Origin of the sequence: Egicoccus halophilus (assembly GCF_004300825.1) — a bacterium.
In the GTDB taxonomy this organism is placed as follows: domain Bacteria; phylum Actinomycetota; class Nitriliruptoria; order Nitriliruptorales; family Nitriliruptoraceae; genus Egicoccus; species Egicoccus halophilus.
In genome coordinates this window covers 2,055,651-2,076,832 of sequence record NZ_CP036250.1, presented here as the reverse complement: position 1 = coordinate 2,076,832, position 21,182 = coordinate 2,055,651, and the positions used below count along the sequence as shown (strand labels likewise).

Sequence of the window (21,182 nt, the reverse complement as noted above, 5' to 3'; positions counted from 1 at the left end):
TCTCCTCGGGCGTCGGCGCGGCACCGCGGTTGAAGCCGGCCTGCGCGAACGCGGCTGCCAACGTGCCACCCGCGGGAGCGTCGTCCCCACCGGACGAGTACGCCGTGGAGACCGCGGGGCCGGCGTCGTACGGGTCCTGCTCGACCTCGGCCGCATCGGGGGCCTGCGCCTGCTTGAGCGACAGGCTGATGCGGCGACGCACGGTGTCGATGTCGATGACCTTGACCTCGATCTGGTCACCGACGTTGACCACGGCCTCGGGCACCTCGACGTGCCGGTCGGCGAGCTCCGAGATGTGGACCAGGCCCTCGATGCCGTCGGCGACCTTGACGAAGGAACCGAAGGGCACCAGCTTGGTGACCTCGCCCTCGACGACCTCGCCGACCGCGTGCTCGCGGGCGAACTTCTGCCACGGGTCCTCCTGCGTGGCCTTCAGCGACAGCGAGACGCGCTCGCGGTCGAGGTCCACGTCGAGCACCTCGACCTCGACCTCGTCGCCGACCTCCACGACCTCGGACGGGTGGTCGATGTGCTTCCACGACAGCTCGGAGACGTGGACGAGACCGTCGACGCCGCCGAGGTCCACGAACGCACCGAAGTTGACGATGCTGGAGACCACACCGGCGCGGACCTCGCCCTTCTGCAGGGAGGTCAGGAACTCGTTGCGGAACTCGCTCTGCGTCTCCTCGAGGAACTTGCGGCGCGAGAGGACGACGTTGTTGCGGTTCTTGTCGAGCTCGATGATCTTGCACTCGAGCTGCTCACCGACGTAGGGCGCGAGGTCGCGCACGCGGCGCATCTCGACCAACGAGGCGGGCAGGAAGCCACGCAGCCCGATGTCGAGGATGAGGCCACCCTTGACCACCTCGATGACGGTCCCCTGGACCGTGCGGTCCTCGTTGTAGATCCGCTCGATCGTGCCCCAGGCGCGCTCGTACTGGGCGCGCTTCTTGGACAGGACCAGGCGGCCCTCCTCGTCCTCGGAGCGCATGACGAGCGCCTCGACGACGTCACCGACCTGCACGACCTCGTTGGGGTCGACGTCGAGCTTGATCGACAGCTCACGCGAGGGGATCACGCCCTCGGACTTCCAGCCGATGTCGAGCAGGACCTCGTCGGGGTCGACCTTGACGACGACGCCCTCGATGATCTTGCCCTCTTCGACGGCGCCGACGGTGCCCTCGAGCGCGGCTTCGAAGTCCTCGTCGGACAGGTCGTTGTCCACGATGACGTCACCGGTGGACGTCATGGTGTTGCCCGGGTCCTGCATCACGACGAAGGCGTCGGGCGAGGCAGCACCGGGGGTCTGGGAGGCGTCGGGGGTCTGGGGGGCGTCGGACATCGGGGTCGGGTCTCTTCGTCGTCGGTGATGGTGAAGGGGAAGGGGCGCCAGCACGGGGTGCGGACGCCGGCTCCGTCGCGGTGCCGGTCGGCGTCCGACCGGCACACGGGCACGCCGAAGGCGCGCTCGTGCGGCGGATGACCGGTGAGGGTCGCAGTCGGCCGGGCCGGTGTCAATCGCACGCGCCCCTGGCGGCCGGCGTGCCCACCTCGCGGACCCCTGCGGGCGTGGCCGTCACCTAGCGTCACCGTCCTGCGTCGCGGTGCGGCACGACCACGACGAGGAGGACGACGACGGAGGATCCGACGGTGGCGGCCGACGGGGACGTGACGGACGGGGACCTGACGGCGATTCCGGGTGCGCGGGCGGATCCCGGCGTGGTCGTCGGGGCCGACGGCCTCGCCCGCTGCTGGTGGTGCGACGGGGACGCGACCTACCGCGACTACCACGACCGCGAGTGGGGCGTCGAGGTGCACGACGACGTCCGACTGTTCGAGAAGCTGTGCCTCGAGGGGTTCCAGGCCGGTCTGTCGTGGTTGACGATCCTGCGCAAGCGCCCGCGGTTCCGGGAGGTCTTCGCCGGCTTCGACCCGGCCGCCGTCGCGGCTCTCGGCGCCGACGACGTGGACCGGCTCCTGACCGACCCCGGCATCGTGCGCAACCGCGCCAAGGTCGAGGCCACCGTCGCCAACGCCCGCGCCTACCACGACCTGGTGGCACGGGAGGGATCGCTGGACGCCTACGTGTGGCGCTTCGCACCCGTCGCCCCGCCGGTCCCCCGCACGCGTCAGGACGTCCGTGCGAGCTCGCCCGAGTCGGCCGCGATGTCGCGGGACCTCAAACAGCGCGGCTGGCGGTTCGTCGGGCCCACCACGGTCTACGCCTTTCAGCAGGCAATGGGACTGGTGGATGACCATCTGGTCGGGTGCTGGCGCCGCGGTGCCACGAAGCTGTAGGCGCCGGCGAACCGTTCCCGGCGCCTGAGACCGCAACTCCCGACAAAGGACCGACCCCATGTCCGACGACGCGCGCACGCTCGACGAGGTGCTCGAGGGCGAACGCATCGCGATGCTGGTCACGCCCGACCAGCGCGCCCGCCCGATGGCGATCCTCGATCACGAGGGCGTCAGGTTGTGGTTCCTGACCAACCGCGGCGCCGAGTGGGTCGACGAGCTCGCCACCCCCACGCCGATGACCGTGGCCATCAGCGATCCCCAGGACGCCACGTTCGTGTCGCTGACCGGTACCGCGCGCACGAGTTCGGACCGCGCGTTGATCGGCCGGCTCTGGAGCCCGAGCCTCGAGGCCTGGTTCGACGGGCCGGACGACCCCGACGTCGTCGCCCTCGAGGTCGAGGTCATCGAGGGTGAGTACTGGGACGGACCGGGCACGGGCGTCGGGCGAACCCTGCGGGGACTGGCCGGCGCACTCACCGGTGAGGGTCGACGGACGATGGGCGAGCAGGGCGACGTGACCACCTGAGCGCTGGCCGGGTCCTGAGCACTGGCCGGGTCGGCGACGCGCTCCACGTCGCCGACCCTGGCTCGGCGTCGGGACCGGGCCGGGGTACCGTTCCCGCCGCCCGCCTGCGACAAGGACCGACGCCCGTGGTGCTCGACCGTCTCCGCGCCGCCGTCCGCCGCGTCCGACCGGTTCCGGCCTTCACCCTCGAGCGGCAGCCGGACGCCCTGCCGAAGACCGGCCTGTTCGCCGAGCCCGTCCGCGTCTTCTCCCTGCGGGTGCTCGATCCCGAACCGCTCGCCGACGGCCGTCGACGCGTGCAGTTCCTCGTGGAGGTGCGCGACGCCGAGGACCGACGGTGCTCGGACCTGGCCGTCGAGGCCCGGGTGCGCGGCCCCGAGCGCGAGCGCGTCGTGTCCGGCACCACCGACCTTCTGGGACGCATCCGGTTCCGCATGGCCGGCCCCGCCGGCGAGTACGCCATCGCGGTGACCGACGTGGCGGCCGGCGGGCTGGCGTTCGACGCGGCCAGGGACACCACCACGCGCGCCGTCGTCGACTGACCCGGGCCCACGCACCGGAACGTCGTGCGGACTCGTCGCCGGGCCGCGTCGGCGCCGGGGGACGACACCCCAGATCCTCAACGCCGCACGATGCCCGTGACCTCGCCGGCCGCTTCGGTGTGCCACCAGGCACCCGTCGCCTGACGCTCGGCCGGGGTGGTGAACCGGAAGCGTTCCCGGCGCACGCGCACCGCGGTGGGGGCTCGCCCGTCGAACGGGTCGGTGCGCAGCAGGCGCCGCACCACCGGGTCCCCCGACAGCAGACGCTCGAGCAGCCCCGCGAACCAGGCGTGCTGACGGGTCGGGGACGCGGTCATCGCGGCGAACCACAGCAGCCAGTCCAGACGCAGGTGGTAGGGCGCGACCTGTGGGGGACGACGGCGGGGGTCGGTGGGCTTGGCCCGGAACTCGTAGGTCCGCCAGTCGCTGTGCTCGCCCGGGTCGAGGTCGAGGGTTCCCTCGACGACGAGTTCGAAGCGTGTGCGGGTGATGCTGCCGAACGCCCCGTAGGTCCCGACGAGGTGCAGCGGGTTGTAGGAGGCGTTCATGCGCTGCGCGCGGGAGAGCAGGTTGCGCACCGGATGACGGCTGAGCACGACCTGCACGACGAACGCGAGCAGCACCACGACCGCGAACCACGCCGGCACACCGTCCGTCGTCGCCGCCGGGGTCAGGCCGCCCAGGGGCCCGCCGGTGCCCCCGAGCCAGGCGTCGGGCAGAGCGGCGGTCGCCAGCACCATCGTGACGAGGTTCAGCCAGGCGAAGTTGCCACTGACGACCAGCCAACCCTGGGTCGCGAGCACCGCCACCCCGGCGATGCCGGCGAACGGCTGGGGCAGGAACAACAGGAACGGCAGCAGGAGCTGGGTCACGTGGTTGGCGGCCACCTCGACCTTGTGCAGCGGCGCCGGCAGGTGGTGGAACCACCAGCTGAACACGCTGGGCAGCGGCTGGGTCTCGTGGTGGTAGTCGAGGCACGTGAGCTCACGCCAGCACCGATCTCCCCGCCACTTGATGAGTCCGGCCCCGAACTCGACGCGGAACAGCAGCCAGCGCACCAGCAGCAACGCCGGCCACGGCACGGGGCTGTCGTGACCGCCGAGCAGCATCGCGAGGAAGCCGGCCTCGAGGAGGATCGATTCCCAGCCGAACGCGTACCAGACCTGGCCGACGTTGACGAAGGACAGGTACAGCAGGAACAGCAGCGCGAACACGACCACCGTCGCTGGCGTGCCGGCCCGCTGGGGCACGCCGGCGACCACCGCGAGCGACAGGCCCAGCCCGACCCAGGCCAGCACCGCCGCGAAGCGGTCGTCGTAGCGCCAGTGGAACAGGCTCGGGCTGCGACGCCAGGGGACCCGCGCCACGAACGCCGGCACCGGGGTCAGTCCGTCGGCCCCGAGCAGCGGCCGCCACTGCTGGACGACCGTCACGAAGGCGATGGCGTAGACGGCCCCGACGCCACGTTGGAACAGTTCACGGGCGAGCAGGTAGCCGTCGGCGGACATCCACTCCATACCCGCCATCCTCGCCGCCGGGGAGCACCATGGTCCGGGCAGGACACCGACCACCGTCCGTGTCGGCCGACTCGGGAGTCCCGGCGGCGAGTCGTGGCGGCGAGTCGTGGCGGCGAGTCGCGGCGTCGGCGCGTGGTGCTGGCGGGTGGTGCTGGCGGGTGGTGGCGTCCGAACGTCGTCGGACACGGGCGGGCCAGGGGCGGACATTGTCCGAATGGGCACCTTCCGCGCGTGATACCGCCAATGCGGACCCAGCGAGTCCGCGGTCCCTACGCTCGTGGTCGGGAGTCACCGGGAGCCGTTGGGGGTACACGAACGTGAAGTTCACGACACGAGCAGGACTGGCCACGCTGCTGGCTGCGGTCGCCTTCGCCACCGGATGCGCGGGCGGTGGGGACACCTCCGCGGCCGGCGACGCCGATGCGGTCGTCGGTGAGGAAGCCGGTGCCGAACCGGAGGCCGAAGCCGAGTCGTCGACGATGCCGGACGTGGTCGGCATGCCCGCGGACGAGGCCGTCGCCCAACTCGAGGAGTCGGGCTTCGTGGTGACCACCGGCATCGTGCGGACCGCGGAGATGGATCCCGATCTGGTCTACCGCAGCGAGCCGGCGGCCGGGCGCCAGATCCAGGACGGCCAGCGGGTCACGCTGCGGATCGCCGGCGAACCCCGCGACTGACCGCCCGGCGGGCCGCGAACACGAGGTGCCTCGGCGCCGTCGACCCGACGGCAACGATCGAGGGGTGACGGAGCGATGGTGGCACGGGGAAGCGGCCGGACACTCGGCATCGCGGCGGCATGCACGGCGTTCGTCATGGGCGGTGTCGGACTCGCGCACCTCTGGCGCGGCATCGAGGTCGGCGTCCTCATGGGAGACCCGGCCGCGGTCCTCGACGCGCCGTTCTACCTCGGGGCGGTCACGTTGCTGCGCACGACCGTGCTCGCCATGGCGGCCGGTGGGTGCCTGACCGCGGCCTGGGCCCTGCGGGGGCGCCGGGATCGCAACACGGAGTTCGTCGGCGTCCTCGGCCTCGGGATGGCCGTCCTCGTGCTCGACGACAAGTTCCAGGGACACGAGGCGGTGCTCGGCAACATCGCTGGGGTCCCCGAGGCGATCACCTTCACGGCGATGGGGGCGGTCGCGGTCGCCGTCGTCGTGCGCTATGCCGAGGTCGTGCGCGCCCGCCCCGACGCCTGGGCGGCACCGATCGCCATCGCCCTCTTCGCCGCGTCCGCCGTGGTCGACCGCAGCGGTCATCCGTGGCTGAACAACGTGGTGGAGACCACGCTCGAGGTGGCCGGCATCACCGCCCTGGCCGTCTTCGGCGCCCGCGCCGGCCTCGCCCTGTTGCAGCAGGCGCCGGCGCGGAACACCGACACCTGCACCTGCGCGGTCCGCTGACACGCTCAGCCGACGTGGTGGCGCCGGTCACCGGCCCGTGGTGACCTCCGGAAGGCATGCCGCTGCGGTCGGGTCGATCAGGCAGTACTCCTCGCTGCCCTCGTCCGGCCCCTCCGCCTCGTCGGCGCACGCGATCACGAGACCGGTGGTGAGGTCGGTGACACACCCGTCCTCGTCGACCTCCAGTTCCGGCTCGGCCACCCCGGCCGCCGGCCCGGGTGCCGGCGCCGGCGCGTCGACCGGGACGGGCGCCGGCGCATCGGTCGGCTCCTCGGCCGTGGGGCGCTCGGCCGGAGCGGGCGCCGGTGCTGGTGCCGGAAGGACATCGTCCGGCTCCAGCGGACCCGACGACTCCACGCCCGATTCCACGCTGGGGGCGCCGACCGGCGCGGTGTCGTCCTCCACGGACGACACCGCGAACGCCGACACGGTGCCGGTGGTGACCAGCGCGGCGGTCACCGCGGCGAGCAGGGTCTTCTTCGACGGTGTCACCGGTGCAACTCCTCGGTTCGGTACAGGCGGGTGTCGGGACGTCAGCGCAGGGCGCGCTGGAGGAACGTGGCCATCTGCGCGCGAGTCACCGGGTCGTTGGGACCGAAGGTCCCGTCGGCACGGCCCGTGGTGATGCCGGCCTTGCTCACGGCACCGATCGCCCCGGCGTACTGGTGATTGCGGGCGTCGCTGAAGGCGTTCGACGAGTTGGGGAGATCGAGGGCCCTGGCGAGCATGTCGGCCATCTCCCCGCGTGTCACGGCGCGGCTCGGGCAGTAACGGCCCGGAGCACAGGCAGCCGTCACCCCGGCGGTCGAGGTGGCCGCGACCGCGGCGGCATGCGTGCCGCTGACGTCGGTGTACGGCTGCCGGGAGGTGGTCGGGAACGTGAAGGCACGCTGCAGGAAGCTGGCCATCTGCTCCCGGGTCACGTTGGCGCCCGGGCAGTACTGCGTCGAGGTGCACCCGTTGGTGATCCGCTGCTGCGCGACGAACTCCACGCCGGTGTGGTGGGCATGCGTGCGGGGCACGTCGGCGAAGCGGGCCACGGGGGCCGGCGTGGGGGCCGGCGCGGGGACCGGCGCGGGGGCCGGCGCGGGGGCCGGCGCGGGGGCCGGGGCCGGGGTGCTGCTCGTGCCGGCCAGCTGTGCCACGCGGGTCCGGATCGCACCCATCTTCGCGGCGAAGAACCTGCCGGGGCAGGCGGTCGAGCCGACGTCGCGGTGCATCGCCAGCACGTTGATGGTGCGACCGTTGGCGACCGTGGTGCGCGAGGCGGCCGCGTTGATGCCGTGCACGCCGTACTTCCAGGCGACGACGCGGGCGACCGCATCCTGGGCCGCGGAGGGCAGGTCGACGGTGTCGTAGTTGCCCAGCACGGCCACACCGAACGACCCGGTGTTGAACCCGGCGGCGTGGCTGCCGATGACGGCGCGGTCGAGCCCGCCGGCGCGACCCTCGAAGACCTGACCGTACTTGTCGACCACGATGTTGTAGCCGATGTCGGACCACTTCTGGGTCTGGGTGTGGTACGACAGGATGCCGCGCATGATCGACGGCGACTGATCCCTGGTGTAGTTGTTGGTCCCGGCGGTGTGGTGGATCACGCCGAAGGTCGCCCGCGAGGCGTACGACGGTGAACCGCGGCGCAGCGACTCGTTGGCGCCCCACTGGGCCCGGCTGACGATCGTCGGACGGGAGGCCGCGGCCTCCGCCGGCGCGGCGACGGCGCGCGGCTTGACGTGCCGGGCCAGCTTGGCGATCCGACCCTCGTTGAGCCCGTCGGTGTCGAGGACGTTCGCCTCGAGTTCGGCGAGCTCGCCGTCGACGGCGACCTGGAACGCGTCCGCGTCCCCCACCCACAGTGGTTCGGTCACGTTGGTCGCGGCACCCGCCGCCTCGGCGGTGTCCGGGTCGGGGCCGTCCAGGCCGGCGACCTGGCGGTCGAGCTCGGTCCACGCCCCCCACGTGCCGTCGAGGTCCCGGGTGCGCACCCGGGCGTACTCGGCGCCTTCGGGCAGCGTGAACCCGATCATGGTGAACGCGAGCTCGGACTCGACCGTGCCGGTGTAGGACTCGTCGGCCTCGGTGGCGGCCGACCCCGGGGCCTCGGGCAGGTCCTCCAGGGTGTCGACGACCGTCTCGGGCGGCGCGACCTCGGTCGCGAACGACGGCGCGACCGGCGTCACGGTCATGGCGGCCAGCACCGTGGTCAGCACGGCAGCCTGGCGCTTGCGGATACGCATCGGATTCCCATCACGTCGCGGGTGTCGGCGTCGCGGTGCCGGTCTCGGTCGGCGACCGCACTCGATGGCGCGCGGCTCCCGGGTCGTCGTGCCCGGGCGACCGACCTCGACTCGACCACCACGTGGGTCTGCACGTGCGGCGGGTCGGTGTCGCGCGCTCGTCCTTGAGGACGGCCGCCTCCCCCGGGTGCACAAGCACCGAGGTCGACGACCGCGCGGAAGTGCGCGCCCGTCCGACGTCGGGAACCGATCGACGACGGAAGACGTACGTGCCCTGTCCGGCTGGTCGAGTCGGCGTCCGGGCGAGCCGCACCGGCCGGCCGCCACACTGTTCCCGCCGCCGTGGAAAGGACGGGACATCCCGCTGTCGTCACCGCCTCGAGCTCGAACCCGACCGCATCCCCCGAGCCGGGTGGTACGGGCGCCGCGCACCGCCATCGCCGCGCTCGGTGCCGTGGCCGGGGTGCTCGCACTGGCGACGGCGTCCCTCGCGGGTACGGCACCGGCCCTCGCGGTCGGCAACGACGAACCGATCGCCCGTGACGGCACGCCCGACGTCGCCAGCGAGGCCGTTGCCCCGGCCCCGACGGAGAGCTGCCCGACGGGGCACCTCGCGATGACGTTCGACGACGGCCCCGACGTCCACACCGGCGACGTCCTCGATGCCCTCGCCGAGCACGGCGTACGCGCCACCTTCTTCGTGGAGGGTGCCAAGGTCGAGGACCGACCCGGGTTGCTGCGTCGGGTCGACCGGGAGGGACACCGGGTCGCCAATCACACCTACGGCCACGAACGACTGACCGAACACCCCGACGAGCAGATCCGATCGACGATCGAGGCGGCCGACCACGCGATCCGGGAGGCGGGCGTGGAGCCGCTCCCCCTGCTGCGCCCGCCGTTCGGCGCGACCGACGCGCGGGTACGCGCCGTGATCGAGTCGACGGGCTACCGGCCGCTGCTGTGGGACCTCGACTCGCGCGACTGGGAGTCGTCGGCCGAACAGATCGTCCGCCGCGTCCTCGGCGACCTGGCGCCCGGCGACGTGCTGCTGTTCCACGACGGGTCGAGCAACACGCCCGAGACGGTGCGGGCACTGCCCGACGTCGTCGACGGTGCCCGGGATCGCGGCTACTGCTTCACCGTGCTCGACGAACACGGTGACCTCGCACCGCTGGCATTCGTCGACAGCGGGGCCAGCGTCCACACCGCGGCCATCGAGCGCCTCGCCGACGCCGGCGTGACGGCCGGGTGCCACGCCGAGGGCCCGCGCTTCTGCACCGACGAGTCGGTCACCCGGGCCCAGATGGCGTCCTTCCTCGCCCGCGCCCTCGACCTGCCGAGCGCCGCACCGTCGGGTTTCGAGGACGTCGGCGCCGGCGCGGCCCATGCCGACGCGATCGACGCCGTCGCCGGCGCCGGGATCACCGCCGGCTGCGGCGACGGGTCACGCTACTGCCCCGACGAACCGGTGAATCGCGCGCAGATGGCGACGTTCCTCGACCGCGGCCTCTCCCTGGAGGACGCCGAGCCCGCCGACTACGTGGACGTGGGGCGAACGGCCACCCACGCCGCGTCGATCGACGCGCTGACCGCCGCGGGGATCGCCGCCGGTTGTGACGAGCAGCCACCCCGGTACTGCCCCGCCGACCCGGTCCGCCGCGACCAGATGGCCTCGTTCCTCGACCGCGGCGTCCTGCGCCGCTGACGTCAAGACCCACCCCGCGCATGGTGAACCGCGCACCGGTCGGAGTTCGACCGGCCAATCGCCGGTCTCCAGCGAAGCGGCCGTCGCGTAACGGTGAGGGTGGTCTCCGGAAGCCTCGACGAAACAACCGGGAACTAGACATCTAGGGTGTGTTCATCGCACGGCCAACGGGCCGCTATCCCGGCGGGGCATCGCCCGCCGGTCACTGCAACGAAGGACGCTCCCACCATGTCAGGAACGACCCAACGTCTTCGTGGACCGAGAACCAGGACATTCCTTGCCGCCCTCGGGGCGTCGGCCATGCTCGCCGCCGTGGCGGTCCCCACGCCGGCGACCGCCAATCCCGGGACCGCGCACTGCGGCACGGAGACCGGTGGCACGTCGGTCGCCGGCTTCATCGACCACACCGAACTCGGCCGGCAGCTCGAACGCCTCGAGCGCAGCAGCCAGGGGCGGGTCGCCGTCGACCTCGCCGGGCACTCCTTCGAGGGCCGCGAGATCTGGACCGCCACCGTCGGACACGGCGACCAGGTCGTGCTCGTGACGACCGAGATCCACGGTAACGAGAAGCAGGGCACCACGGCACTGCTCAATCTGCTCGGGACACTCGGAAACAACTCGCGTAGGTCCGCCGAAATCCGCGAGCAGGTCACCTTCGTCGCCGTGCCGAAGCTGAATCCGGACGGTGCGGAGCTCGACCAGCGCCGCAACGGCCTGTCATGGTCCGATGCGCTGTCCATGCACCCGCAGCTCGAGGGCGGAAGTCCCGTCTGGTACTACAACGCGTCACAGAACGGCTTCGACGTCAACCGGGACTTCCACCCGGATGTCTCCTACGAGCCGCAGCTCGCCGACCTCCCCGCGGACCCCGACGGCTTCGGGATGTACGTGACCCCCGAGGCACGCACCTTGCGTGACGTCTACGCCGGGCTCGAGGAGCAGCACGGCCGCGTCGACGTCTACGTCGACCTGCACAATCAGGGCCCGTGCTTCCGTTACGGCACACCTACCGAGGTCGAGGACGACCACTACTCGTACCTGTCGCTGACGGCCACGCTCATGGACGAGGAGCGATGGGGCCCGTCCTGGCCGACGCTCGATTTCGACGCGTCCCGGCGCGCCAACGTGGCCGTCTACGACGCGTTGCAGCGGGGCAACTCGCCGGCGTCCAAGGTCACGATGTACCCACAACACTTCGACGACCCGAGCACGGCCCACGGCTCGTTCGCCCTCCGTGGCAGCGCCGTGGTCCTCTTCGAGACCGCGGGTCAGACCCAGCACATCGGCCAGAAGCGCATGGGCATGCTGGTCCGACAGATCGAGAACGGCGTCCAGGGCATCCTCGACGCATTGACCGACGGCACCTTCGACGACATCGACCCGGAGCGCTACGACGACATCCCGGCACGGGCCTCGGCGGCCTCGATGTCCCACTGACCCACGCAAAGGGGAGTCGCAGGCACGGCTCCCCCGACTGACGGCGGTCGGCCGGCGACGCGCGTCCCGCGCCGCCGGCCGAGCGCGTCAGTGCTTCTGGGCGTCGAACCAGGTCGGGCCGAACGCGGTGTCGACCTCGAGCGGCACGGCCAGGTCGACGACCCCGGACAGCTCGGTGACCACCAGGTCCCGGGCGGCGTCGAACTCGTCCTCGGGAACCTCGAGGATCACCTCGTCGTGAACCTGGAGCAGCAGCTGCGTGCGCAGCCCGGAGCGGTCCAGCGCGTGCTGCAGAGTGATCATGGCCAGCTTGATCACGTCCGCCGCCGTGCCCTGGATCGGCGCGTTGAGCGCCATCCGCTCCGCCATCTGCCGACGGTTGCGGTTGTCGGACAACAGGTCCGGGAGGTAGCGCCGACGGCCGAACAGCGTGGTCGTGAACCCGTCGCGACGAGCCTGGTCCACCGCGGCATCGAGGAACTGGCGCACCTTCGGGAACCGGGCCATGTAGGCGTCGACGATCTCGACCGCCTCCGAGGGAGGGATGCCCAGCTGCTGGCCGAGGCCGAACGGCGTCAGCCCGTACGCCAGGCCGTAGTTGACCGCCTTGGCCCGGTCACGCAGCGCCCCGTCGACCGCCTCCAGCGGCAGGTCGAACACCTTCGCCGCCGTCGTCGCGTGGATGTCCTCGCCCGAGGCGAACGCGTCGAGCAGGCCGTCGTCCTGCGACAGGTGCGCCATGATCCGCAGCTCGATCTGGGAGTAGTCGGCCACGAGCAACTGGCCGAACCCCTCGCCGGGCACGAACGCGCGTCGGATCTCGCGCCCCTCCTCCCGACGCACCGGGATGTTCTGCAGGTTCGGGTTCGACGAGGACAGCCGTCCCGTCGCGGCGATCGTCTGCGACAGCGTGGTGTGGATGCGGCCGGTCTCCGGGTCCACCAACGGTGGTAGCGCGTCGACGTAGGTCGTCAGCAGCTTCGAGGTCTCGCGCCACTCGCCGATGGCCTCGATGATCGGATGCTGGCCGGCCAGGTTCTTCAGCGCCTGCGCGTCGGTCGAGTAGCCGGTCTTGATCCGCCGGGTCTTGGGCAGCCCGAGCTCGTCGAACAGCACCGCCTGCAGCTGCGGGCCCGAACCGATGTTGAACGGCCGCCCCGCATGGTCGTGCACCTCGCGTTCGAGCTCCTCGACCCGGGCCGCGAGCCGGTCGCGGATCTCGTCGAGCACGTGCAGGTCGAGCGTGATCCCGGCCCGCTCCATCCGCGCCAGCACCGGGGCCAGCGGCAGCTCGACCGTCGCGTTGAGGTCGCGTTGCCCGCGCTGCTCGAGCTGGTCGTCGAGGTGCCGCGCCAGCTCGAACGTCGCCTCCGCCCGCAGCGCCCGCTCCTCCCACGGATCGTCCTCGCCGACGTCGAGCGTCAGCTGGTCGGCGTCGTCCGCCTCCTCCTGCGGGGCGATCGAGCGCTGCAGGTACTGCAACGCGAGGCGCTCGAGGTCGAAGGTCCGCTGCTCGGGGTTGAGCAGGTACGCGCCCAGCTCGGTGTCGAGCGTCACGCCCGACACCACCCAGCCGAGGGCGGCGGCCGCATGGTCGAGCGTCTTGAGGTCGTGGGTGACCTTGGCCACCGTCGGGTCGGCCAGCACCGCCGCCAGGGCGTCGAGGTCGGCCGGGTCGAGGTCGTCGAGTCGGGCCGAGGCCGGGTCACGGTCGGGCGCGGCGACGGCGATCGCGACCGGCGTCGCGTGCGGCGGTCGGTCGACGACGATCGGGACGACCGCCAACGGCTGCGCCGCCCCGTCCAGCCACGCGCGCAGCCCGCCGGCCTCCAGCCGCTGCGGGCTCCGGTCGAACGCCGCCGCGGCGGCCTCCTCCTGCTCGCCCAGCACCTCTTCGACGAAACGGTCGTACAGGGCCCGGAACTCCAGCGAGCCGAACAGGGCCCGGACCGCCTCGGTGTCGATCTCGCCGAAGCGCAGGTCGGCGAGGTCGCACTCGCACTCGACGTCCCGGCGCAGCCGCATGATGCGCTGGTTGGTGCGCACCTGCTGTTCGTGCTCGGCCAGCATGGCCGGCACCTTCTTGCCCGACACCTCGTCGAGGTGGGCGTAGATCCCGTCGATGTCGCCGAACTGGTTGACGAGCTTGGCGGCGGTCTTGTCGCCCACCCCCGGCACACCGGGCAGGTTGTCGGAGTTGTCCCCCCGCAGGGCGGCGAGGTCGACGTAGGCGCTCGGCGGCACGCCGTAGCGCTCCTGCACGGCCGGCGGCGTCATCTCCGCCATCTCGGTGATGCCGCGCAGGGTGTAGAGCACGGTGAGGTGCTCGTCGACGAGCTGCATGGCGTCGCGGTCACCGGTGACCACGTAGGCATGGAAGCCGCGCTCGATCGCCTGCCCGGCGATGGTGGCGAGCACGTCGTCGGCCTCGACGCCCGGTACCTCGACGATCGGGATCTGCAGCGCCTCGAGCACCTGCTTGATCAGGTCCACCTGCGGGCGGAACTCGTCGGGAGCGCTGACCCGGTTGGCCTTGTACTCCGGGAAGGCGGCCGTGCGGGCCACGTCACGTCCCTTGTCGAACGCGACCGCGATCGCGTCGGGGCGCCGGTCCCCGAGCATCTTGATCAGCATCGAGGTGAAGCCGTACACCGCGTTGGTGAGCTGACCGGTCTGCGTGCGCAGGGTGTCCGGCAGCGCGTAGAAGGCGCGGTAGGCCAGGCTGTGACCGTCGAGCAGCAGCAGCGAGCGGCGATCGGCGTTCGGGGTGGGGCTCACGGTCGGGCACCTCGGCGTCGCGGCCGGCCACGGCGGGTGGCCAGGGACGCCGGAGCCTACTGACCGGCCGTGCCCCGCACCGTCCGGGTCCTACCATGGCCGGTGACGTCCGCGTGGGCAGCGCCCACCAGCACTTCCGCTCCGCTGCGAGGTCATCACGTGAGCTTTCCCTTCTCCCTGCCGCGCACCGACGCCGGCGACCTGCCGCTGGTCACCGACGTCGACCAGGCCGCGTTCGAGACCCAGGTCGTGGAGCGCTCCCACGCCGTCCCGGTCGTGGTCGACTTCTGGGCCGCCTGGTGCGGTCCCTGCCGGACGCTCGGGCCGATGCTCGAACAGGCCGTGCAGGACCGCGGCGGCCGGGTCGTGCTCGCCAAGGTGGACGTCGACGCGAACCAGGGGCTCGCCCAGGCCTTCCGGGTCCAGGGCATCCCGCAGGTGCTCGGCTTCCGTGACGGGCGGGTGGTGGCCTCGTTCACCGGCGCGCAGCCGGCGGCCGAGATCGAACGCTTCCTCGACCAGCTCGTGCCGAGCGAGGCCGACGTGCTGGTCAAGACCGCGCGTGCGCTGCCGCCCGACCAGGCCGAGGCGACGCTGCGACAGGCGCTCGAGATCGAGCCCGGCCACCGCGAGGCGGCCATCGGGCTGGCGGAGCTGCTGGTCGAACGCGACCCTGGGACCGCCCGCGAACTGGTCGCCCCCCACCGTCCCGACCCGGCCGCCGAGGCCGTGCTGACGCGGGTCGACCTCGCCGACGACCACGGCGACCTCGCCGCGTTGCAGGCCGCCGTCGAGCGTGGCGACGCCGACGGGTCGACGCTCGTGTCACTCGGTCGTGCCCTGGCCGCCCGTGGCGAGTACGAGGCCGCGATCGACCGGCTGCTGGCGGCGGTCGAGCTCGGCGGTGACGACCGCGAGACCGCCCGTGAACAGCTCGTCGCGCTGTTCGGCGTGCTCGGCGACACCGACGAACGCGTCAAGGCCGCCCGCCCACGCCTCGCCCGCGCGCTGTACTGACCGCTCTGCCGCCGGTTCCTCGCTGCCGGTGGCGCGGCACCCGGCCCGGCCCACGCGTCCGTGCGTGTGTCCTGATCCGATGCTGCGGGGGCCCGGACGCACGTGCGTCGCCAGGCCATCCGTGCGTGCGTCGTGGTCCGATGCTGTGGGGGTCCGGACGCACGTGCGTCGCGGGTCGAGTACAACCAGCGCCCCTCCCTCCCCGCCCCGCGCCCCTCCGGTAGGACCGCCATGTCACTCGAGCCGCGCCCCGTGTCGTTCAGCCGCGTCCGCCTCTCCCGCGTGATGTCGGTGATGGACGCGAACAACCTCGGCAACGTCCACGGTGGCGTCGTCATGCGGGAGGTCGACAATGCCGCCGGCATCGCCGCAGCCCGTCACGCCGGCAGGGCCGCGGTCACGGCCGGCATCGACGAACTGTCGTTCAAGGCGCCGGTGCACGTCGGTGACCTGCTCGTCGTCGAGGCGAGCGTGAACTCGGTCGGCCGGACCTCGATGGAGGTCGGTGTCCGGGTCGAGGCCGAGGACTGGCAGACCGGCGAGCGCCGCCACACCACCTCGGCCTACCTCGTGTTCGTGGCCATCGACGCCGACGGACAACCGGTGCCGATCCCCCCGCTGGTGGCCGAGAACGACGACGACCGCCGTCGCGAGGCGCAGGCCCAGATCCGGCGACAGGTCCGCAAGGAACGCATCGCGCGCCTCGGCGAGTGGCGCCCGGAACGGTCCGTGTGACCTCACCGCGCGCGACCGCCTCGCACACGAACCCGCGCACACCGACCACCGGGAAGCTGCCGACGGTGGACCCGGCCCCGCGCCGTCCTGCCGTTGACGGCAGCGAGGCGTCGCGGCGACGCGTGTCAGATGACCATCTGCAGGAACTGGCGGGTGCGCTCGTGCTTGGGTGCGACGAGCACCTCGGAGGGCGGCCCCTCCTCGACGACCACTCCCCCGTCCATGAACACGACCCGGTCGGCGACCTCGCGGGCGAAGCCCATCTCGTGGGTCACGACCATCATGGTCATGCCCTCGTCGGCCAGGCGGCGCATGACCTCGAGCACCTCACCGACGAGTTCGGGGTCGAGCGCGGAGGTCGGTTCGTCGAACAGCATCATGTCCGGCTCCATCGACAGCGCCCGCGCGATCGCCACCCGCTGCTGCTGACCACCGGAGAGGTGCGCCGGATAGGCGTCCACCTTGTCGGACAGGCCGACGCGTTCGAGGTTGCTCCGGGCGACCTCCGCGGCCTCGCCCTTGGACCGCTTGCGCACCCGCCGCTGCGCGAGGGTGAGGTTGCGCAGGACCGACAGGTGCGGGAACAGGTTGAACGACTGGAACACCATGCCGATGCGGCTGCGCAGCGCGTCGACGTCGGCGTCCGGGTCGGTGATGTCCTCGCCCTCGATGAGGATCTGGCCGGAGGTGGGCTCCTCGAGACGGTTGACACAGCGCAGCAGCGTCGACTTGCCCGATCCGGACGGCCCGATGACGCAGACGACCTCGCCGGGAGCGACCCGGAAGTCGATGCCGCACAGGACCTCGAGGTCACCGAACGACTTGTGGAGGTCGCGGACCTCGATCGCGTGCGTCGCGGTGGACGTCGGGGTCGTCGACATCGCTGCTCCAGGTGGCCGGATGCGGGCAGCCTACTGCGCCGATGGTGGCAGCCGACCGCCGGCACGCACGGAACTGGCCTGCGGCGCGGACCGGGCCGCAGGTCGGGCCAAAGCGTCACGGACATCCAACCGGGCCGTAACGCGCCCGGAACACACCGCTGGCATCGTACGTCTCGTCATCCGCCAGTGACATCGACCACACCAGGGCGACGGAGCCAGTCCTCTCCCGCTTGGCACCGCCGCCCGTGGTCACTCCCAAACGACGAGCGCCGTCCGACCTCTCCCACGGACGGCGCTCGTCGGCGTTCACCGACGGATCCGTGAACGAGTGACCGGCCGGTCCTGCAACCGGCACGGCCGGATGCAGCCGCCCGACCTGCGGCAGGCCCGGACAGACCCGACAGCTCCGGCGCGAATCGTCGTCGGGTGCGTGCGGCGGCGCGACGTGGCCCGGGCGGCGGACCGGGCCACGAATCGGGCCAAAACGTCACGGACGCCCAACCGGCACGTAACCGGCCCGGAACACACCGCTGGCATCGTACGTCTCGTCATCCGCCAGTGACATCGACCACACCAGGGCGACGGAGCCAGTCCTCTCCCGCTTGGCACCGCCGCCCGTGGTCACGCCGAACGACGAGCGCCGTCCGACCTCTCCCACGGACGGCGCTCGTCGGCGTCCACCGCCCGCCTGCCACCGGCCACGCACACTCGCGCGGCCGGGAGGACACGCGACATCCCCGGTTGCGGAGGTCCGCACGCACGCGCGCGGCCGGCGGGCGGGTCAGCGAGCGCGGCGGTTGCGCCGTTCGAGCACCCCGACGAGTTGCGTCAGCGGCACCGTGATGGCCAGATAGACCAGCGCGATCACGATGAGCGGCGTCGCATTCGCCCGACTGTCGAGCACCTGTCGCCCGAACTGCAACAGTTCGACCGTCGCCGGTGTCGTCCCGAGGACGAACAGCAGCGAGGTGTCCTTGATCAGCAGCACCAGTTCGTTGGTCAACGGCGGGATGATGATCCGGAATCCCTGAGGGACGATCACGGACATCATCGCCCGGCTGTAGGACATCCCCAGCGACCGCGCCGCCTCCATCTGCCCCTTCGGCACACCCTCGATGCCGGCCCGGATCGTCTCGGCCATGTACGCCGCCGCGACCAGGCCGAGCCCGAGCGTGATGTAGATGAGCACGTTCCAGCGCACCCGGAAGGCGATCGGGATGCCCAGCCCGACCAGGAAGATCGTCACCAGCGCCGGCAGACCACGGAAGGTCTCGATGTAGATGCGGGCGAACCACCGGTAGGGACCGATGGTCGACAGGCGCATCAGGGCGAGGATCAGCCCGAACACGAGGCCGAACACGAACGCGAGGAAGGTGTACAGGACGGTGTTGCGGGCGGCGACCGTGAGCACCCGCGGGAACATGTCCCGGGCGATGTCGACGTTGAAGAAGTTGCGCTGGATGACGTCCCAGTCGGCGATCGTCACCAGCCCGGCGAGTGCGAGGAAGAACAGCGCGTACAAGGTCAGGCGCACGACGCGCTGCCGCTGTCGCTTCGTCACGGCGGATCCGTCCATCCAACGGTTCGGCTCGCCACGCCGGATGCGCGACGAGGGGCGCGCCGGGCCCTCGACCCACCGAGGCGGCGCAGGTGAGGGGGCCGTACGACGACCCCCTCACCCGGCGAGACGCTAGCCGCCGATCACTCGACCACGGCGAAGTACTGCTCGAACAGTTCGTCGTAGCGGCCGTCCTCGCGCAGCTGCGCGATGCCGTCGTTGACCACCTGGACGAGCTCGTCGGGGCGGTCCTGCTCGAAGGCGAACCCGTAGGTCTCGTCGGTGTCGTACTCCTCGATCACCTCGATGCCCTCGTCCTGGGCGGCGCGAGCACGGTTGACGGGCTCGTCCTGGAGGATCGCGTCGATCGACCCGGCGGCGAGCGCCGTGAACAGGTCACCGCCACCGGCGAACTCGGTGATGGTGGCGCCGGGCACGTTCTCCTCGGCGTAGTCGGCACCGGTGGTTCCCGACTGGACGCCGACGACGTACTCCTCGGTCAGGTCCTCGATGCTGGCGATCTCGGAGTCGGCCGGGACCAGCAGCGACTGCAACGACTCGTAGTACGGCTCGGAGAACTCGATCTGCTCGGCGCGCTCCTCGGTGATGGTGATCGCCGAGGCGGCCATGTCACAGGTGCCGGCCGCCATCGTCGCGCCGGAGGTCAACCCCTCGAAGCCGGTGTTGACGACCTCCATGTCGAGGCCGGCGTCCTGGGCGATCTCGTAGGCGATCTCGATGTCGAAGCCGCTGTAGCCCGTCGGGTGATCGGGGTCCTCGAACTGGAACGGCTCGTAGGGGACCTCGCTGCACACGGTCAGCACGCCGTCCTGGACGAGTTCGAGCTCCGCGGCGGCCTCGCCGTCGGTCTCGGTGGTCTCGTCGTCGGTCTCGTCGCCGGCCGCGTCGTCGTCGGTCCCGTCGTCGGTCTCGGCCGGCGCGTCGGTGGTCCCACCGTCGGTGGTGTCGCCGTCGTCACCGCAGGCGGTCAGGACCAGGGTCAGTGCCGCGGCGGCCGCAGCGGCCCGGCGGGTGGTCGCACGCATTCGTTCCCCTTGCAAGCTCGGGTGTCGCCGCGTTCGCGGCCGGATGCCGACCCGGGTCGTGTCCCCCTACGACCGTGGTCGGAGGACACGCAACCTACGCCACGGGGGTTCACCGGGGCCGCAGGTCGTGCGCGACGTGCGCCCGATGCGACGGTTCACACGGCCGAAACACGCCGTGGCGCCGGTCGATCAGCCCTCGTAGCGCTCGAGCACCTGTTCGGCGACCTGCCGCATCGTGACCCGACGCTCCATCGCCTGGCGCTGCACGAACCGGAACGCCTCGGCCTCGGACATCTGCTCGTGCTCCTGCAGCAGCCCCTTGGCCTTCTCGACCAGCTTGCGCGCCTCGAGACGTCCCTGCAGGTCGTCGACCTCGCGCTCGAGCCCGGACATCTCGCGGAAGCGGCCCGCGGCGATCTCGACGGCCGGGAGCAGATCGTGCTTCTGGAACGGCTTGACGAGGTACGCCATCGCGCCGGCGCGACGCGCCTTCTCCACCAGGTCGCGCTGGCTGAAGGCCGTCAGGATCAGGATCGCGGCGAGTCGCTCCTTGGCGATCTCCTCGGCGGCCTGGATGCCGTCCATGACCGGCATCTTGACGTCGAGGATGACCAGGTCCGGCTCGAGCTCGCGGGTGAGCCGCACCGCGGACGCACCGTCGGCGACCTCGGCGACGACCTCGAAGCCCTCCTCCTGGAGCATCTCCTTGAGGTCGAGGCGGATGAGTGCCTCGTCCTCGGCGATCAGCACCCGGGTCGGGCGGCGCTCGGCGTCCGTCGTGGCCTGCTGGCCGGGCGTCGTCTCGCTCACGGGTCATCCCTTCCAGGCCGCGCGGCCTCGAGCTCGAAGAGGCGTTCGAGCAGGCCGTCGCGCTGGTCGACCAGCGCCTGGGCCTGACTCCGGGCTTCTTCGAGCAGTCCTGCGTGTCGGTCCAGATCGGTGCGGGCATCCCGCCACTCGCGGTCGGCGAGCGGGGTCTGCGCCACCAGCTTCCGGGTCTCGGCGTCCTGGGCGACCTCCGCGAGGTAGGCCACCTGTTCCGCCAGGACCCGTTCGGTCGCGCGGACCCGCTTCAGATCGTCCTGGATCCGAGCGAGGCGGTCACGCACCCGAGTGGTCTCGCGGTCGGTACCCGTGGCGGCTCCCGTCGTCGTGTCACCGGTGACTGGTCCCGGCGGCGCGAGCCAGGGGGCCACCCCGGCGGGGAGCGTGCGCGCACGCGCACTCCCCCGAGCCGGCCGCTGGGCCCCCCGACGCTAGTCGCCGACCCGAAACCGGCCAAACACCTGCGGATGGAACACTGCTTGGTGGTACCCCGGGCGGGATTCGAACCCGCACTGGAACGAGTTTGAGTCGTTTGCCTCTGCCGTTGGGCTACCGGGGCGCGGCGTGCATGGTAACGACCGGCGCGGCGCCACCGGTCACGGAGCAGTCGATCCGATCGCGCGGCCGCGGAACGCCGGTGTCTGCGCGTGACCGTTCCGCACCCCAGAGTCTGCCGGTGT

Annotated in this window: 18 protein-coding genes, 1 tRNA gene and 1 pseudogene; 9 read left to right on the top strand and 11 right to left on the bottom strand. The window is 71.7% G+C overall.

The features are described 5' to 3' along the window. Positions 1 to 106: 106 nt before the first annotated feature. A pseudogene (gene rpsA, locus ELR47_RS09250) lies at positions 107 to 1,270 on the bottom strand (30S ribosomal protein S1); the annotation flags it as partial. A 422-nt stretch (positions 1,271 to 1,692) separates the two neighbouring features. On the opposite strand from rpsA, the gene ELR47_RS09245 reads away from it, so the two are divergent. The 3 genes from ELR47_RS09245 to ELR47_RS09235 all read left to right on the top strand — a co-directional run bounded on the left by ELR47_RS09245 (position 1,693) and on the right by ELR47_RS09235 (position 3,366). After that, a complete protein-coding gene (locus tag ELR47_RS09245) occupies positions 1,693 to 2,298 on the top strand; it encodes a DNA-3-methyladenine glycosylase I (protein WP_188584373.1) in 606 nt (201 codons plus the stop codon). Between the two features lie 58 nt (positions 2,299 to 2,356). Further along, a complete protein-coding gene (locus ELR47_RS09240) occupies positions 2,357 to 2,824 on the top strand; it encodes a pyridoxamine 5'-phosphate oxidase family protein (protein ID WP_130649639.1) in 468 nt (155 codons plus the stop codon). A gap of 125 nt (positions 2,825 to 2,949) precedes the next feature. Continuing rightward, positions 2,950 to 3,366 carry a hypothetical protein gene (locus ELR47_RS09235; RefSeq protein ID WP_130649638.1) on the top strand — a complete coding sequence of 139 codons (417 nt, stop codon included), beginning with the start codon at positions 2,950 to 2,952 and terminating at the stop codon, positions 3,364 to 3,366. Positions 3,367 to 3,443: 77 nt separating this feature from the next. Here the strand turns inward: ELR47_RS09235 and ELR47_RS09230 are convergent, their stop codons facing one another. After that, positions 3,444 to 4,883, bottom strand: a complete 1,440-nt coding sequence (locus tag ELR47_RS09230) for a lipase maturation factor family protein (protein WP_205745167.1) — start codon at positions 4,881 to 4,883, stop codon at positions 3,444 to 3,446. A 317-nt stretch (positions 4,884 to 5,200) separates the two neighbouring features. On the opposite strand from ELR47_RS09230, the gene ELR47_RS18315 reads away from it, so the two are divergent. Together ELR47_RS18315 and ELR47_RS09220 are read left to right on the top strand one after the other, a co-directional pair. Continuing rightward, positions 5,201 to 5,560: a PASTA domain-containing protein gene (locus tag ELR47_RS18315; protein ID WP_165403969.1), complete on the top strand. Its 360-nt coding sequence runs from the start codon at positions 5,201 to 5,203 to the stop codon at positions 5,558 to 5,560. Positions 5,561 to 5,638: 78 nt separating this feature from the next. Further along, the gene (locus ELR47_RS09220; RefSeq protein WP_130649635.1) at positions 5,639 to 6,283 is read left to right on the top strand and encodes a hypothetical protein; all 645 of its coding nucleotides are present in this window, start codon (positions 5,639 to 5,641) and stop codon (positions 6,281 to 6,283) included. 27 nt (positions 6,284 to 6,310) lie between these two features. Here the strand turns inward: ELR47_RS09220 and ELR47_RS18665 are convergent, their stop codons facing one another. Next, positions 6,311 to 6,775, bottom strand: coding sequence for a hypothetical protein (locus tag ELR47_RS18665; RefSeq protein WP_205745166.1), 465 nt, complete (start codon positions 6,773 to 6,775; stop codon positions 6,311 to 6,313). 41 nt (positions 6,776 to 6,816) lie between these two features. Continuing rightward, the gene (locus ELR47_RS09210; RefSeq protein ID WP_130649634.1) at positions 6,817 to 8,520 is read right to left on the bottom strand and encodes an S-layer homology domain-containing protein; all 1,704 of its coding nucleotides are present in this window, start codon (positions 8,518 to 8,520) and stop codon (positions 6,817 to 6,819) included. A gap of 412 nt (positions 8,521 to 8,932) precedes the next feature. Here ELR47_RS09210 and ELR47_RS09205 point away from each other — a divergent pair, with 412 nt between their 5' ends. Both ELR47_RS09205 and ELR47_RS09200 read left to right on the top strand, forming a co-directional pair. Next, on the top strand, positions 8,933 to 10,225 hold the full coding sequence (locus ELR47_RS09205) for a polysaccharide deacetylase family protein (RefSeq protein WP_130649633.1): 1,293 nt from the start codon (positions 8,933 to 8,935) through the stop codon (positions 10,223 to 10,225). A gap of 300 nt (positions 10,226 to 10,525) precedes the next feature. Beyond that, positions 10,526 to 11,662 carry a M14 family zinc carboxypeptidase gene (locus ELR47_RS09200; RefSeq protein ID WP_130649632.1) on the top strand — a complete coding sequence of 379 codons (1,137 nt, stop codon included), beginning with the start codon at positions 10,526 to 10,528 and terminating at the stop codon, positions 11,660 to 11,662. 87 nt (positions 11,663 to 11,749) lie between these two features. Here ELR47_RS09200 and polA read toward each other — a convergent pair whose 3' ends face one another. Next, positions 11,750 to 14,440 (bottom strand): DNA polymerase I, encoded by a 2,691-nt coding sequence (polA, locus tag ELR47_RS09195; RefSeq protein ID WP_130649631.1) that lies wholly within the window; start codon positions 14,438 to 14,440, stop codon positions 11,750 to 11,752. Between the two features lie 159 nt (positions 14,441 to 14,599). Here polA and ELR47_RS09190 point away from each other — a divergent pair, with 159 nt between their 5' ends. After that, the gene (locus ELR47_RS09190; RefSeq protein ID WP_165403967.1) at positions 14,600 to 15,457 is read left to right on the top strand and encodes a tetratricopeptide repeat protein; all 858 of its coding nucleotides are present in this window, start codon (positions 14,600 to 14,602) and stop codon (positions 15,455 to 15,457) included. 231 nt (positions 15,458 to 15,688) lie between these two features. Then, on the top strand, positions 15,689 to 16,192 hold the full coding sequence (locus ELR47_RS09185; protein ID WP_130649629.1) for an acyl-CoA thioesterase: 504 nt from the start codon (positions 15,689 to 15,691) through the stop codon (positions 16,190 to 16,192). 125 nt (positions 16,193 to 16,317) lie between these two features. Here the strand turns inward: ELR47_RS09185 and ELR47_RS09180 are convergent, their stop codons facing one another. The 6 genes from ELR47_RS09180 to ELR47_RS09155 all read right to left on the bottom strand — a co-directional run bounded on the left by ELR47_RS09180 (position 16,318) and on the right by ELR47_RS09155 (position 21,061). After that, positions 16,318 to 17,073 carry an amino acid ABC transporter ATP-binding protein gene (locus ELR47_RS09180; protein ID WP_130649628.1) on the bottom strand — a complete coding sequence of 252 codons (756 nt, stop codon included), beginning with the start codon at positions 17,071 to 17,073 and terminating at the stop codon, positions 16,318 to 16,320. Between the two features lie 781 nt (positions 17,074 to 17,854). Next, positions 17,855 to 18,649 carry an amino acid ABC transporter permease gene (locus tag ELR47_RS09175; RefSeq protein ID WP_130649627.1) on the bottom strand — a complete coding sequence of 265 codons (795 nt, stop codon included), beginning with the start codon at positions 18,647 to 18,649 and terminating at the stop codon, positions 17,855 to 17,857. 125 nt (positions 18,650 to 18,774) lie between these two features. Continuing rightward, positions 18,775 to 19,677, bottom strand: a complete 903-nt coding sequence (locus ELR47_RS09170; RefSeq protein ID WP_130649626.1) for a transporter substrate-binding domain-containing protein — start codon at positions 19,675 to 19,677, stop codon at positions 18,775 to 18,777. A 189-nt stretch (positions 19,678 to 19,866) separates the two neighbouring features. Continuing rightward, the gene (locus tag ELR47_RS09165) at positions 19,867 to 20,487 is read right to left on the bottom strand and encodes an ANTAR domain-containing response regulator (protein ID WP_229730500.1); all 621 of its coding nucleotides are present in this window, start codon (positions 20,485 to 20,487) and stop codon (positions 19,867 to 19,869) included. Then, complete coding sequence (locus ELR47_RS18310) at positions 20,484 to 20,786, bottom strand: hypothetical protein (RefSeq protein WP_165403966.1); 303 nt, start codon at positions 20,784 to 20,786, stop codon at positions 20,484 to 20,486. The genes ELR47_RS09165 and ELR47_RS18310 overlap by 4 nt, the downstream gene beginning before the upstream one ends. Before the next feature lie 199 nt (positions 20,787 to 20,985). Beyond that, a tRNA-Leu gene (locus ELR47_RS09155) sits at positions 20,986 to 21,061 on the bottom strand. Positions 21,062 to 21,182 lie beyond the last annotated feature (121 nt).

Bases quoted from the DNA above. Each gene is read 5' to 3' on its own strand.
- ELR47_RS09240 (WP_130649639.1), top strand. From the start codon at position 2,357: ATGTCCGACGACGCGCGCACGCTCGACGAGGTGCTCGAGGGCGAACGC.
- ELR47_RS09230 (WP_205745167.1), bottom strand. From the start codon at position 4,883: ATGGAGTGGATGTCCGCCGACGGCTACCTGCTCGCCCGTGAACTGTTC.
- ELR47_RS09210 (WP_130649634.1), bottom strand. From the start codon at position 8,520: ATGCGTATCCGCAAGCGCCAGGCTGCCGTGCTGACCACGGTGCTGGCC.
- ELR47_RS09200 (WP_130649632.1), top strand. From the start codon at position 10,526: ATGCTCGCCGCCGTGGCGGTCCCCACGCCGGCGACCGCCAATCCCGGG.
- ELR47_RS09185 (WP_130649629.1), top strand. From the start codon at position 15,689: ATGTCACTCGAGCCGCGCCCCGTGTCGTTCAGCCGCGTCCGCCTCTCC.
- ELR47_RS09180 (WP_130649628.1), bottom strand. From the start codon at position 17,073: ATGTCGACGACCCCGACGTCCACCGCGACGCACGCGATCGAGGTCCGC.
- ELR47_RS09175 (WP_130649627.1), bottom strand. From the start codon at position 18,649: ATGGACGGATCCGCCGTGACGAAGCGACAGCGGCAGCGCGTCGTGCGC.
- ELR47_RS09170 (WP_130649626.1), bottom strand. From the start codon at position 19,677: ATGCGTGCGACCACCCGCCGGGCCGCTGCGGCCGCCGCGGCACTGACC.